Here is a 14,179-nt window from a genome sequence, read left to right on the forward strand (position 1 = left end):
CAACTATGGTTGACATCATGGAGGTGGAACGTATGAAGACACTCGTCGGATCGCTCGACGACGGCGGACCGGTCAACCGGTTGCAGGCCGTTAGTGAGCTACGCAGGGAACTCGGCCGGGCTGAGACGACCGCCGTGCGCCAGGCGCGCCGGGCAGGGCTCTCGTGGGAGGCCATCGCCCAGGCGCTCGGGGTGACCCGCCAGGCGGTGCACAAAAAGTATGGCAAGACCTAGGCCGCGTGAGCTGCGACACACCCTGGGATTCATCAAGGAAGCTTGCACAGTTCCACCAGCATCAGCCGTTACCTTTTGATATCAGGTAAGAACCCTTCAGGGAGGATGCTCGTGATGATGCACAACAATGCAATGACGCAAGTTGGTGTTCGCTCGCTGCTCGCTGTGGCCGGAGCGATGGGTGTCGAGGCTGCCATCAGGGTCACTACAGCGGTGCGGGACGCCGTCATGGTACTCACCTCGCTGGACGAAGCATCCTACTGAATCGTCGCAGATCTATAGCAAAAAATAAGACCCGCACGGGAATCCGCGCGGGTCTTATTTCAGCAAGAGACTAGACGCCGTAGTACAGCTCGAACTCGTAAGGGTTCGGGCGCAGTGACAGCGGGATGATCTCGAATTCGCGCTTGTAGTCGATCCAGGTGTCGATCAGGTCCTGGGTGAAGACGCCGCCGGCCTGCAGGAACTCGTTGTCGGCCTCAAGGGCGAGCAGAGCTTCCTCCAGCGAGCCTGGAGCCTTCTGGATGTCCTTGGCTTCCTCGGCAGGCAACTCGTAGAGGTCCTTGTCGATCGGATCAGCTGGCTCGATCCGGTTCTTGATGCCGTCGAGCCCAGCCATCAGCTGGGCGGCGAATGCCAGGTACGGGTTGGATGAGGGGTCCGGCGCGCGGAACTCGATGCGCTTTGCCTTTGGGTTCGAGCCCGTGATCGGGATCCGGATACCGGCTGAACGGTTGCCCTGCGAGTACACCATGTTGACCGGGGCTTCGAAGCCCTTGACCAGGCGACGGTAGGAGTTCACCGTCGGGTTGGTGAACGCGAGGACGGCCGAGGCGTGCTTCAGCAGCCCGCCGATGTACCAGCGGGCCATGTCGGACAGTCCTGCGTAACCGCGCTCGTCGTAGAAGAGGGGCTCGCCGGCGCTCCACAGCGACTGGTGGCAGTGCATGCCCGAGCCGTTGTCGCCAAAGACTGGCTTCGGCATGAACGTTGCCGATTTGCCCCACGCATCGGAAACGTTCTTGACGATGTACTTGAACTTCTGCAGGTCGTCAGCAGCATGCGTCATGGTGGTGAACTTGTAGTTGATCTCGGCCTGACCAGCGCCACCTACTTCGTGGTGGGACCGCTCAACCTCGAGGCCGGCGTTGTCCAGCTCGACACAGATCGCGTCGCGGAGGTCGGCCTGCTTGTCGACCGGGGAGACCGGGAAGTAGCCGCCCTTGAACGGGGTCTTGTTGCCAAGGTTCCCGCCCTCTTCTTCGCGGCCGCTGTTCCAGGGTGCCTCGATCGAGTCAACCTTGTAGAAGCTGCCCTGGGGAAGGGACTCGTACTGCACGTTGTCGAAGATGTAGAACTCGGCTTCCGGCGCGAAGAACGCAGTGTCCGCGATGCCGGTGGAGCTCAGGTACGCCTCGGCACGTTCTGCCACACCCCGTGGGTCCCGGTGGTAGGGATCGCCGGTCCGAGGGTTAACAATCGAGAAGCTCAGCGCAAGCGTCTTCTCCATGCGGAACGGATCAATGAACGCAGTGGTGACGTCCGGAATCAGCTGCATGTCCGACTCGGCGATTCCCTGGAAGCCACGGATCGACGAACCGTCGAACAGTTGGCCGTTGACAAAGAAGTCTGCATCGACTGACTTTGCCGGAACGTTGAAGTGCTGCTGCACTCCGGGAAGATCGGTGAATCGGACGTCGACAAACTTTACGTCTTCGTCAGCGATGAACTTGAGGACTTCGTCCGCATTCTTGAACATCGTTTATGCTCCTAACGCATGTGGGGGTAACGACCGGGCGCAGATCAGTGACAGTGAGCGCCGCCGCAATGGTTACAACTGTAGGAGTTTGCAGTTTCCCACTGGTGTCGCGATTGTTTCCGGCACGTTACTTAATGACTGGTCTGGGCCTGAAGGCGCTTCCAGCCTAGCCTGATTTGCGTCTGTGGGTCGGAAGGGACGCCCGGATGACGACGACGACGGCGCGCAGCCCGCCCGATCAGACGCGTTAAGATTGAACCGTGGTAGACAGAAATGACATCGGTTCATGGCTCGGTGGTACACCGGCCGATAGCTCAAACTACTGGCCCGGCCAGGGGATGGGCCGCCCCAAGGATGGTCTCGCGGCGATTGCCCGGCCGGGGCGCCGAGTCGTGGCTCTGCTCATCGATTGGGCCCTTGCATCGCTGATTTCCTACGGGTTCTTCGACTACAACAGCTTTGCCACGCTGGGTGTCTTCGCCCTCACCCAGATTCTGTTGGTCGGTTTCTTCGGGTACAGCATCGGCCATCGGATCATGGGTATGCAGGTCCAAACGGTCGCGGGCCGTCCGGCAGGCTACGGCAAGGCGCTGGTCCGCACCCTCTTGATCTGCCTCGTGATTCCGGCTGTCATCGTTGACCGCGATCAGCGGGGCATCCACGACCGTGCTGTGAACACCGTCCTGGTCCGCATCTAGCTGTCTGCGAGTCCAGCCGGCCGCGCGTGTCCTGATCACTCCACGCCCTGCCGACCAAGAAGAAACCCGCAGACATAGTAAAGCCGGCCTCACTCCTGAGAAAATGCTCTCAGGGGCGGGCCGGCTTTTACGTTCGGTTAGCGGCCGCGCATTGCCTTACGGTCCGGGCGTGCCTTGAACGGGTCGATGCCCTTGGGGATCGGCAACTTGGTTCCCAGCGCGGTAAGTCGCTTGTTCACAGCCTGGACTTCCTGCTTGGTGAGGTTCTTCTTGAGCTTCTGGGCCTTCTTGGCTACCTGGGCCAGAGGAACCTGCCCCTCGCCGCGTCCAGCCTCAATGACATGGACCTTCACGTTGGGTACGATTCTGGCCATTTTGCGGCGTTCGGCTTCAGCCAGCGGCTTGACCCGGGCCGACGGGCCTTCGGTGACGAGGACAATGCCTGGCCGGCCAATGGCACGGAAAACCGCGTCCTGTGAGCGCGGATTCATCGCGACTGGCTGGTCCTGAAGGATCCACCCGCGCCGCAGTACGCTCAGTGCCGCCCCAGCAGCGCCTGCCTGGCCCTCGATCTGGGAGAACGCTGCCCGCTCGGCCCGCCGGGACAAGATGAAGACTGCGGCAAGGAAGCCCAGCGGGATGGCGATAATCAGCATCGTGATCCAGTTTTGAATCAGGAAGCCGATCACCAGGCCGATGGCGACGATCGACAGGAAAGCCAGCAGCATGATCCAGACGACGTTTGGATCATTCCGCCGGGTCATCTTGAAGACCTCGGAGATTTGCTTCATCCGCCCGGTCTTCTTCGGTCCCTTCCCGGGCTTTGGCTTCCGGGAAAAGAGGCGCCGCTTAGGGGTGGATGATCCGTCTGATTCAATGCTGTTGGCCATAGTGCTTCAATTCTACGTGATCCGGAACGTCGGGTGGACGTGCGAAACCACCCCGATCGAACGATCAGGGTGGTCCCGAACTGACCCAGGGGCTAGCCCGTTGGTGCGAGGCTAGACGCTTCCTGGAGCGTCGAGCCGGAATCTTCGATGTGCGCCAACGCGGGTGGCAACTCCAGGCCTTTCTTGCGCATGGCGCGTGCCCACAACCGTCCGGCACGGTAGGACGAACGTACGAGCGGTCCGCTCATGACGCCAAGGAAGCCAATCTCCTCGGCCTCTTCCCGAAGCTCGACGAACTCCTGTGGCTTCACCCACCGATCCACAGGGAGGTGGCGTTCGCTGGGCCGCAGGTACTGGTTGATGGTGATCAGGTCACAGCCGGCGTCGTGCAGGTCCTGCATGGCCTCGGAAATTTCCTCGCGGGTTTCACCCATACCCAGGATCAGGTTGGACTTGGTGACCCTGCCGCGGTCCCGGCCCTGCGTGAGGACGTCGAGGGACCGCTCATAGCGGAAGGCGGGACGGATGCGCTTGAAGATGCGAGGGACGGTCTCAACGTTGTGAGCGAAGACCTCGGGCGCGGCGTCGCAGATGGCCTCGATGTGCTCAGGCTTGCCCGAGAAGTCAGGAATCAGGATTTCGACGCCGGTGCCGGGGTTCATACTGTGGATCTGGCGGATTGTCTCCGCATACAGCCAGACACCCTCATCGGCCAGGTCATCGCGGGCGACGCCAGTCACCGTGGCGTACCGCAGATTCATCGACTGCACGGACTGCGCAACCTTGAACGGTTCGCTTCGGTCCAGCGGTTGAGGTTTGCCGGTATCGATCTGGCAGAAGTCGCAGCGGCGGGTGCACTCCGAGCCGCCGATCAGGAAAGTGGCCTCGCGGTCTTCCCAGCACTCAAAAATATTGGGACAACCGGCCTCTTCACAGACAGTATGGAGTCCCTCTTTCTTCACCAGGTTCTTCATGGCCACGAATTCGGGGCCGATGTTCACCTTCGCTTTGATCCAGTCGGGTTTGCGCTCCACCGGAATCTCAGCGTTTCTCGCCTCGATGCGCAGAAGACGGCGTCCTTCGGGGGCCAGGCTCACGGGTTATGCTCCTTCCGGCCGGATAATACCGGCTGGGTTGGCTGTGCTTGCCGGGCGGATATTCTCTGCCACCTCGGCAACCAGTAATAGTTCATTCTTGCGCAGTTCTTCTTCAATCCGCGAAACGATGTCCGACGGCGTCACCGTGCGCCCCGCTTCAGCCGAAATGGTGGTCACCCCCGCATCGGAGATACCGCACGGCACAATCTGGGTAAAGGGCGCCAGATCATTGCTGCAGTTCACCGCAAACCCGTGCATGGTGACCCGCCGGTTGATGCGGATCCCAATGGCAGCGATTTTGCGGTCTGGCCCGCGCTCATCGGCGGCGACCCAGACACCGGACCTGCCATCGATCCGGATCCCCAAGATTCCATAGTCCCGGAGGACGGCGATGATCACGTCTTCCAGGATGGCCACGTACCCGGTCACCCGTGTCGGTTCGGGAAGGGCCAGAATGGGGTACCCCACCAGTTGGCCGGGCCCGTGCCAGGTGAGTTTCCCGCCACGATCGACCGGGACAACCGGCGTCCCGTCGAAGGGCCGTTCGTGGTCTTCGGTTCGCCGCCCTGCTGTATAAACGGCCGCATGTTCCAGCAGGAGGACGGTGCTGGGCGCGGTCCCTGCGACAACACCGGCGTGCAGTTCACGCTGCAGGTCCCAGCCAGCCTCGTAGTCAACAAATTCCGGGTCCAGCCCAACACGCAAATACTGAAGTGTCATGGGTTAAGGGTAGACCTGCGGGAGGACATCACTGACATCGACGGCGCCTTGCCCGGCGTCCCTGTGGATAACTTCTGCGGGATCTCTCACGATCCGCTACAACTGGTGCATGGACAGCACACCCGCCAGCATCGGAACCCGACACATCCCGGCACCCGCTCCGCCGTTGCTGCAGGGCTACCACTGTGAACGCCTGCTGGGGTGCGGGGGGAGTGCCAGAGTCTGGCTGGTTCGCGGCGTGTCAGGAGAAGCTTTCGCCCTGAAAGTCATTGACCCGTCCTTTGACGTCCACCTCGATGCGAAGGCCTTGCGGCGGGAGGAACAGTTTCTCGCTCGGTTCCACCACGATCACCTGCTCGCGATCCACGATGTCGTGACTACCGACCAGGGCATTGCGTTGAGAATGGACTACGCCGCTGGCGGGTCCCTGCTCAACCTTGTGTCCGTCCGGGGGCCTCTGCCACCGGGAGAGGTGGTCACAGTGCTGACGCCCATGGCCCAGGTTCTCGCCTACCTTCACGATGAGGGAGCGGCCCACGGTGACGTCTCGCCGGGCAACATTGTGTTCACTGAGCTGGGCAAGCCCCTGCTTGGGGATTTCGGGATCAGTCGCCTCCTCGGAGAGGGAGGACATGCTGTGGGCGGGACCCCAGGGTTCCACGAGGGGTCCCCGGATCCCGACCGGTTGAACACCGAGGCGGACATCTATGCACTGGCCGCTGTTGGCTGGTTCGCGTTGACCGGCAGGGTGCCGGGGCCAGCGATGCTGCGTCCGCCGCTGTCCCTGCTGGTGCCTGAGACACCGGTGGAGCTCCTCGACCTCATCAACTGGGGCCTGGACGGTGACCCGGCGGCACGGCCCGGAGCCCACGAGTTCGCCCGGGCAGTCCAGCGCACGGCCCCGGCCGAGCCGCTCGACCTGGTGGCGGCAGTCCACCCGGAAGTACTTCCCACTCTCAGGACGCGCCGGTCCCATCCTGATGAAACAGCAACAGGGCCCGGACGAGGCCGACGGCCCCGACGTCGGGCCGGGCACCGATTCGGCCGACGCCATTCCGGAGCGCGTACTGGCCGCGTCCGGAGAATGCGGATTCGCGCCGTGGGGAACCACGCCGTTGGGGTTGCGGGATTGGCTGTCGCCGTTTTCGCCCTGGTCGGACTCACGATCTCCGGAGTGCTGGGCGCTGTGCCTGCGCTGCTGGGCGGAGATGGAGACACTGTCGCGCCACCCACCTCAGCGACTCCCAAAGACTTCAGCACCCCGGACTCTAGCCAGGCGCGGGAGCCGCCACCCGCCGCGGCAGTACCTACCGAGTTGGGCGGACGTACTATCCCCGGAATACCAGCCGAGGCCCTCGCCGGGACGGATCCGCTGGCCGTCCTCCCTTACCTGTCGAGGGTCAGGGAGCATGCCTTTGAAACCGCCGACCCGGACCTGTTACAGCTGGTCAACGTGAAAGGGTCAACGGCCATGGCCACGGATCGTGAGGCGGTCGCGGAACTGGCGCGCCGGGGGCATTTCCTCACTGGTCTCACGATAGAGCTCACCGACCTCTCCCCAGCCCCCGACGTCGACCCGGCCACCGGTGCAGGGGCCGCGGGCACCCACGAGACCGGCTCCGGGGATGACGCCGGAGCTACCGCGGCAGTCACCGCGACGTCAACGACGTCGGGGTACGCCGAGGTGCCGGACACTGGAACGCGGCCCGACGACGGGCTGCAGCCCCAATCCGCCCCGGTCACTCAGAAGCTTGTCTTCGTTCTGCAACTGGAGGACGGCAGATGGCGAATTCGCGCGGTCCACGAACCCTAGGCGCCGATGGCTAAGCGGGCCGGGATTCCCGCACCCAGCGAGCCAGGTCATCGAGGGACTCATGACGAAACTCGAACCCAGCCTGCTTGAGCACCGTGGGGTCAAGCCGGGCGCTGGGCAACAACAGCTCGCGGGCCAGCTGTCCCAGAACAGTGGTCAACACCCGCTCGGGTACCCTGAACCGGGTGGGGCGGTTCAGCGCCGTGCCGAGTGCGTTGGTCAGGTCAGTGACCGTCGCGGGGGAGGGGGAAGAGATATTGACTGGGCCCCTGACCTCGGACTCGAGCAGGAAGGCCATCGCGCGGACCTGGTCATCGAGGGTCACCCACGGCCACCACTGCGCGCCGGAGCCGAGTGGTCCGCCGACGAAGAACTTCAACGGCAGTAGCAGCTTGGGCAACGCGCCGCCGGTGGGGGACATCACCACCCCGGTGCGCATCAGGACGGTGCGCACTGACGACGGCGCGCGGAGTGCCTCGGCTTCCCACCGCCTGCAGATATCGGAAAGGAGCAAACCACCAGACTCGGCGCTTTCCGGCAACACCTCTGACCCGCGGTCCCCGTAGTAGCCCGACGCCGACTGGCTCAGAAACACGGTCGGCGGCGATACGGCACAGCGCATGCTGTCCACCAGCGTCCGGGTTGCCGTCAGCCGGGACGAGTAGAGGGTCTCCTTGTAGCCGCGGGTCCAGGGCGCCCCTGCAATTCCTGCCCCCGACAGGTTGACTACAGCATCGGTGTTGTCCATGATCGCCGGATCCAACTCGCCGCCCGTAGGGTCCCACTGGATTTCATCAGGTCTCGACGGCGTACGGCGGACCAGTCGTTTCACCTGATACGTGCCCTGGTCGAGCTGCTTGATGAAGGCTTTGCCAATGGTTCCGGAGGCACCGGAGATCAGAATTTTCATACCCCTATCCCACCACCCGCACGGGCCGGATGGGAACAACTTACTCTCGTGGCGCAGAGTCGTCTGGCCGCGGACGCCCAGCGCCGTCGCGGGGTGGGTCTGTGGCTATGATCGGTTGATGGGTTCTTCACATTACTTGCGCTTTCCACATGTCCACGGTGACCTGCTCACTTTTGTAGCCGAAAACGATGTCTGGGTGGTGCCAGTGTCCGGCGGACGCGCGTGGCGGATCTCGGCCATGCAGTTGCCTGCACGGGGTCCCCGGTTTTCCCCCGATGGGTTAACTATCGCCTGGACCGTCACTCAGGCGGGGGCGCCAGAAGTGGTGGCTGCCAACACCGAGGGTGGCAATTTCCGCCGCCTGACCTACTGGGGACACCAGAGCACCAAGGTCCGAGGATTTACCGCCGACGGCGATGTCATCGCCACGAGCGCCTTCCGGCATGAGGACCCCCGCCACGCCTGGGGTTACCGGGTCCCACTGGACGGCTCAGTCCAGACTGCTTTCCCCTACGGCCCGCTCGACGCCATCGTTTCTGGCACTGCGGTCGGTGACGAGCGGCCTCTCATCATCGCCAGCGTGCTCACCCGCGAGCCCGCCTGGTGGAAGCGATACCGGGGCGGAACCGCCGGGAAACTGTGGATGGACGCCGATGGGTCTGGGGACTTCGCCCGTTTCCTCCCCGAGCTCAACGGCAATCTCGCCGACCCCATGTGGATTGACAACCGCGTAGCCTTCCTCTCCGACCATGAAGGCTACGGCAACCTGTACTCCGTGTCGCCGCAAGGCGAGGACCTGCAACGCCACACCGATCACCAGGAATTCTATGTACGACACGCCACCTCCGACGGCACCCGGATCGTGTTCGAATCCGCCGGATCCATCTGGCTGATGGCTTCCCTCGACGCGGAGCCGGTCAGGCTGGACATCTCGCTTGGTTCCGCCTCGACCGGGCGGCGCCCCCAGCCGCTGAACGTGGTCAGGCACCTCGCCGCGGTCACTCCGGTAGCGTCCGGTTCGGCCAGCGTAGTGGAGAGCCACGGTACCCTGCACTGGCTGACTCACCGGGATGGACCCTCGCGGGTGGTGGAGGCCACCGCAGGTGTCCGCGCCCGGCTGGGCCGACCCCTCGGCGTCGACCGCGTCGCCTACATCGCCGACCGTGACGGCGAGGAGGCGCTGTTCATCAGTAACGTCTTTGAGTCGCGCGGTCACGCTGGCCCGGCCGATGGGACAGTGCCCGGCGGCGTCAACGCGGCCACCTCCACATCCCCGGCGAGCCCACCCGTTCACGCGGAGCCGGAGCTGCCGGCGCCCGTTCCTGCTGTCAGCAAGCCCGACGACGCATCCCACCCGGGTCAGAACAGCCACTCGGAATCCGAACATGAGGCTCACAGCGACGGTGAGCACGAAAGCGGTCCGGCCGAAGACATTGTGGTGGCGCAGGACAGCGCGGCCGAGGCCGGAGTCACCCGGTGGGCGTTCGACGGATTGTTCCGGGCCAGCAACCTCATCACCAGCCCCGACGGCTCCCGCGTGGCGGTCGCCGGCGAAATGGGGGAGATCCTGGTCCTGCAGGTCACCGCCGGCGAACTGTTCACCCTTGCCTCAACCCGTCACGGGGCGGTCGACGATCTAGCCTTCTCACCGGATTCCCGGTGGTTGACGTGGGCGGAGCCGGTAACCGGTGAGGGTGCGCGGACCCGCGTCCGGATGGCCCAGGCAGAATCCGGTGCCAAGGTGCTCGATGTGACGGACGGACGGTTCCGCGATCATTCACCGGTCTTCACCCGCGATGGCCGCTTCCTCGCTTTCCTCTCGGACCGAAGCTTCGACCCGGTCTATGACACCCACCGTTTTGACCTCAGCTTCCCCGTCTCCACCAAGCCGTATCTCGTGCCACTTGCCGCTGACACGCCGTCGCCGTTCGGCCCGTCGGTACACGCAGCCGACCCCGCCATGTCCTCCGCTGCAGCCATCAACGACGAGGCCAGCCAGCCAGTCGTCGTAGACCCGGACCATCTTGCCGAGCGGATCATCGCCGTTCCGGTGCAGCAGGGCGGATACGAAGGACTACGCGCCGTCGACGGCGCACTGCTGTGGACGGTGATGGAACGCGTTGGCGTGACCGGCGACGGTCGGGCCACCACCACCGCCAAGGACCCGGCGAAGCGGCTGGAACGATTTGATCTCGCCAAGCGTGACACGGAGACGCTGGTGACTGAGGTGGACAGCTTCGAGGTGAGCAGCGACGGCGCCAAGGCGGTCCTGATCCACGCCGGAAAGGTGACGGCCGTGCCCACCAAGGGCAAGGTGGACAAGGATTCACCGGATTACGTCGAGGTTGACCTGGGACGGATCCGCGTACTACTTGACCCGGTCAGCGTGTGGCGCCAGGCATTTGATGAAACCTGGCGGCTCCAGCGTGACTTCTTCTGGGCCGACGACATGGGTGGCCTCGACTGGCCGGCCATTCGCGAGAGGTACCGGCCCTTGGTCGAGCGCCTCGGTTCGCATGACGACCTGGTGGATGTGCTGTGGGAGGTGCACGGGGAGCTGGGGACCTCCCACGCCTATGTGACGCCGATGCTGATCGGCGAACCGGGAACAGGTGCCCAGGGTTTCCTCGGTGCGGAGCTGGCCCCGTCAGCCGATGGCTGGGTGGTGGAGCGGATCTTTGCCGGAGAGTCCTCGGACCCGCAGGCCGTGTCCCCGCTGACCGCCCCGGGCGTGGCCGTTGCTGTTGGTGACATCATCGCCGCAGTGGACGGGGTGCCGGTGCCGTTGGCTCACGGGCCGGCGGTCCTGCTCACCGGAGCCGCAGGGAAGACCGTTGAACTGACAGTGGTCCGGCAAACGGGGACCGATACCGACGACGGCGGATCGTCGGTCAGGCGGGTCGCCGTGGTCCCGCTGCGCAGCGAGGAACGCCTCCGGTACCAGAACTGGGTCAACGCCAACCGGGCAATCGTGCACCAGGCCTCAGAGGGAGCCTTTGGGTACCTGCATGTACCGGACATGGTGGCGCGTGGCTGGGCCCAGCTGCACCGCGATCTGGACCGGGAAACCGCTCGCGATGGGCTCATCGTCGACGTCCGGCGAAACCGCGGCGGCCACACCTCCCAGCTCGTCGCAGAGCTCATCGGCCGGAAGGTCACCGCCTGGTCCTTTCCCCGGGGTGAGCAGCCCGGCACCTACCCAGCCCACGCACCCCGCGGACCGGTGGTCATCCTGACCGACGAGTTCGCCGGATCCGACGGCGACATCATTACCCAGGTAGCCAAACTCAGGGGGATCGGCCCGGTCATTGGGACGCGCACCTGGGGCGGCGTCGTGGGCATCGACGGCAGGTTCTCCCTCGCCGACGGCACGGCCGTGACCCAGCCGCGCTACGCGTTCTGGATGACCGGTGGCGTCGGATGGGGCGTGGAGAACTATGGGGTGGATCCTGACATTGAGGTACCGTTCCCACCACATGCCTACGCGGCGGGGGAGGACCCCCAGCTCGAACAGGGGGTGGCCATCCTGCGCGAAATGATCTCGGAACTGCCCACTGATGTGCCACCGGTGCGCACGAACCATCCCCAGCTCAACCCGGGTCCCCTGCCGCCACGGCCCGCCAGGGGCTAGACCACAGGGGCCCGACGCTCGGGATGGACGCAGCGCGCCCGCAATAAGGCGGCCATTCGGTGAGAACCGAATGGCCGCCTTTTTGCAGCCGCTGTTACGACTGCAGGGTTGCCTCAAGGGTGATGCTCTTGACACCGGCCAGCGCCTGGGACACAGGGCAGCCCGTCTTGGCGGACTCGGCGATTCGCTGGAAGTCAGCGTCCTCGATGTCCGGGATTGAAGCGTCCAGGATCAACCGGATGGCGGTGATTCCTTCTCCTGGCACAAAATCGACCTCGGCCTTGGTCTCAATCCGGTCGGCAGTCTTGCCTTCCTCGCTGAGCGCCAGGCTGAAGGCCATGGAGAAGCAGGAGGAGTGCGCGGCGGCGATCAGCTCTTCAGGACTGGTCTTGCCCCCTGCCTCCTCCGCGCGGGCCTTCCACGTGACGTCATAGGTACCAAGGCCGGAGGTGTCGAGACTGACCTGTCCGCTTCCGGACTGCAGGTTGCCGCTCCAGACGGTGTGGGCTGAACGTACTGTAGCCATAACTGATTCTCCTTTGTGGTTAATTACTGACCTCGGGGTGTTGCTGGTTACAGACCAAGATCTGATTCAAACGCGCCGCCCTCGAGACGGGCCTTCAGCGACTGCAGGAAGCGGCCGGCGTCGGCTCCGTCCACCAGACGGTGGTCGTAACTCAGACTCAGGTACATCATCGAACGGATCGCAATGGTGTCTTCCCCGTTGGCGGTCACCACGACCGGGCGCTTCACAATCGCCCCGGTGCCAAGGATACCTACCTGTGGCTGGTTGATGATCGGGGTGTCGAACAGCGCGCCAACCGACCCGATGTTCGTGATGGTGAAGGTGCCGCCAGACAGCTCGTCCGGTCCGATCTTCCCGCTGCGGGTCCGGGACCCGACGTCGGCGATCTTCTTGGCCAGGCCAGCTAGGTTGAGGTTGCCCGCATCGCTGATCACCGGAACCAGGAGCCCCTTCTCGGTGTCCACGGCGATCGCGAGGTGCTCGGCGTCGTGGTACGTGATTTCCTTGGCTTCCTCATCGAACGAGGCGTTCAGCTTGGGGTGCTGCTTGAGCGCCTCGGTCACCGCCTTGGAAATGAAGGGCAGGAAAGTGAGCTTGGCACCGTTCTGCGCCTGAAAGTTGTCTTTAGCTGAGGTGCGCAGCCGCGCCACCTTGCTCATGTCCACTTCGATGACCTGGGTTAGCTGGGCCGAGATTTCAAGCGACTCGCGCATGCGACGGGCAATGGTCTGCCTGATGCGCGGGGCCTTCTCGACCGTTCCACGAAGCTTTGATGCCTCGGCGGTCGGGGCCGCGGGTGCTGCCTGCGCCGGTGCTGCTGCCGGGGCGGGTGCTGCCGTCTTCTTGGCTGCCTCAGCGGCTTCCAGGACATCCTGCTTGCGGATCCGACCGCCGACGCCGGTACCCTTCACGGACTGCAGATCAACGCCCTGCTGGTTGGCCAGACGGCGGACCAGGGGAGTGACATAGGCAGAGTCGGAACCTGACGGCTTGTCCTGCGCAGGCTTGGGCTCTGCTGGTTTTTCTTCAGCCTTCGGTGCGGCTGGCCCGGCTTCCTCCTTGGGGGCAGGCGCTTCTTCCTTCGCCGGTGGCTCCTCGGACTTGGCCGGCTCGGCGACTGGCTCTTCGCGCTCCTCGGAGGAGGCTGCGGCTACTGGCTCGGCGCCGCCCTCAGCCTTGGCTGGAGCGGAACTGCCGGATCCGATGATGGCGAGTACCGCGCCGACCTCGGCGGTCTCGTCCTCGGCAACCAGAATCTTCTGGAGCTTGCCGGCCACCGGGGAAGGAATTTCGGTATCCACTTTGTCGGTGGACACCTCCAACAGCGGCTCGTCAACCTCGACGTCATCGCCGACCGCCTTCAACCACCGGGTGACGGTGCCTTCGGTGACGCTTTCACCCAAGGCTGGAAGCGTCACCTCGGTGCTCTCCCCGCCGGATGAGTCGTCCGCTGAATCGTCTGAGGACTCCGCTGCGGCGGGCTCCGGCGCCTTCTCTTCGGGCTGAGCCTCGGCTGCGGGTTCTTCAGCGGCCGGCTCTTTGGCCTCTGCCGCCGGTTGTTCGGCGGCGTCCCCTGAGGAGTCCGAATCGTCCGACCCACCGGACCCGTCGCCGATGCGCACGAGCGGCGCCCCGACTTCAGCGGTTTCGTCCTCGGCAACAAGGATTTCCTCAATGACCCCGGCGATTGGCGAAGGGATCTCAGTGTCGACTTTGTCGGTGGACACCTCGAGCAGGGGTTCGTCAACCTCCACGCGGTCGCCGACCGCCTTGAGCCAGCGCGTGACGGTGCCTTCGGTAACGCTTTCGCCGAGGGCGGGTAAGTTGACGGATTCAGACATAGTGTCCCCGTTTCTCCTTATTAGTTCTTGCCTTGCGGTGCCGGATCCCTGGAGACCCGGC

Annotated in this window: 12 protein-coding genes; 5 read left to right on the forward strand and 7 right to left on the reverse strand. The window is 64.3% G+C overall.

What is annotated here, in order from left to right; all coding sequences use genetic code 11:
- Positions 1-32: 32 nt before the first annotated feature.
- Positions 33-233, forward strand: coding sequence for an AsnC family protein (locus ACX80A_RS07695; protein WP_459259106.1), 201 nt, complete (start codon positions 33-35; stop codon positions 231-233).
- A 114-nt stretch (positions 234-347) separates the two neighbouring features.
- The gene (locus ACX80A_RS07700) at positions 348-497 is read left to right on the forward strand and encodes a hypothetical protein (protein ID WP_459259107.1); all 150 of its coding nucleotides are present in this window, start codon (positions 348-350) and stop codon (positions 495-497) included.
- A 70-nt stretch (positions 498-567) separates the two neighbouring features.
- Here ACX80A_RS07700 and glnA read toward each other — a convergent pair whose 3' ends face one another.
- Positions 568-1,992, reverse strand: a complete 1,425-nt coding sequence (gene glnA, locus ACX80A_RS07705) for a type I glutamate--ammonia ligase (protein WP_459259108.1) — start codon at positions 1,990-1,992, stop codon at positions 568-570.
- A 260-nt stretch (positions 1,993-2,252) separates the two neighbouring features.
- Here glnA and ACX80A_RS07710 point away from each other — a divergent pair, with 260 nt between their 5' ends.
- The gene (locus ACX80A_RS07710; protein WP_459259109.1) at positions 2,253-2,690 is read left to right on the forward strand and encodes an RDD family protein; all 438 of its coding nucleotides are present in this window, start codon (positions 2,253-2,255) and stop codon (positions 2,688-2,690) included.
- 137 nt (positions 2,691-2,827) lie between these two features.
- Here ACX80A_RS07710 and ACX80A_RS07715 read toward each other — a convergent pair whose 3' ends face one another.
- The 3 genes from ACX80A_RS07715 to lipB all read right to left on the reverse strand — a co-directional run bounded on the left by ACX80A_RS07715 (position 2,828) and on the right by lipB (position 5,397).
- Entirely contained in the window at positions 2,828-3,580 is a 753-nt protein-coding gene (locus ACX80A_RS07715; RefSeq protein ID WP_459259110.1) for a DUF4191 domain-containing protein, read from the reverse strand.
- Between the two features lie 92 nt (positions 3,581-3,672).
- Complete coding sequence (gene lipA, locus ACX80A_RS07720; protein ID WP_459259111.1) at positions 3,673-4,677, reverse strand: lipoyl synthase; 1,005 nt, start codon at positions 4,675-4,677, stop codon at positions 3,673-3,675.
- A 3-nt stretch (positions 4,678-4,680) separates the two neighbouring features.
- Positions 4,681-5,397, reverse strand: a complete 717-nt coding sequence (gene lipB, locus ACX80A_RS07725) for a lipoyl(octanoyl) transferase LipB (protein WP_459259112.1) — start codon at positions 5,395-5,397, stop codon at positions 4,681-4,683.
- A gap of 109 nt (positions 5,398-5,506) precedes the next feature.
- Between lipB and ACX80A_RS07730 the strand changes: the two genes are divergently transcribed.
- A complete protein-coding gene (locus ACX80A_RS07730) occupies positions 5,507-7,210 on the forward strand; it encodes a serine/threonine-protein kinase (protein ID WP_459259113.1) in 1,704 nt (567 codons plus the stop codon).
- 10 nt (positions 7,211-7,220) lie between these two features.
- Here ACX80A_RS07730 and ACX80A_RS07735 read toward each other — a convergent pair whose 3' ends face one another.
- A complete protein-coding gene (locus ACX80A_RS07735) occupies positions 7,221-8,120 on the reverse strand; it encodes a TIGR01777 family oxidoreductase (RefSeq protein WP_459259114.1) in 900 nt (299 codons plus the stop codon).
- A gap of 118 nt (positions 8,121-8,238) precedes the next feature.
- Between ACX80A_RS07735 and ACX80A_RS07740 the strand changes: the two genes are divergently transcribed.
- A complete protein-coding gene (locus tag ACX80A_RS07740; RefSeq protein WP_459259115.1) occupies positions 8,239-11,751 on the forward strand; it encodes a S41 family peptidase in 3,513 nt (1,170 codons plus the stop codon).
- Between the two features lie 94 nt (positions 11,752-11,845).
- Here the strand turns inward: ACX80A_RS07740 and ACX80A_RS07745 are convergent, their stop codons facing one another.
- Together ACX80A_RS07745 and sucB are read right to left on the reverse strand one after the other, a co-directional pair.
- The gene (locus ACX80A_RS07745; RefSeq protein WP_459259117.1) at positions 11,846-12,277 is read right to left on the reverse strand and encodes an OsmC family peroxiredoxin; all 432 of its coding nucleotides are present in this window, start codon (positions 12,275-12,277) and stop codon (positions 11,846-11,848) included.
- A 47-nt stretch (positions 12,278-12,324) separates the two neighbouring features.
- Positions 12,325-14,118, reverse strand: a complete 1,794-nt coding sequence (sucB, locus tag ACX80A_RS07750; protein ID WP_459259119.1) for a 2-oxoglutarate dehydrogenase, E2 component, dihydrolipoamide succinyltransferase — start codon at positions 14,116-14,118, stop codon at positions 12,325-12,327.
- Positions 14,119-14,179: the final 61 nt, after the last annotated feature.

The sequence above is a fragment of the Arthrobacter sp. TMN-50 genome (assembly GCF_054511125.1).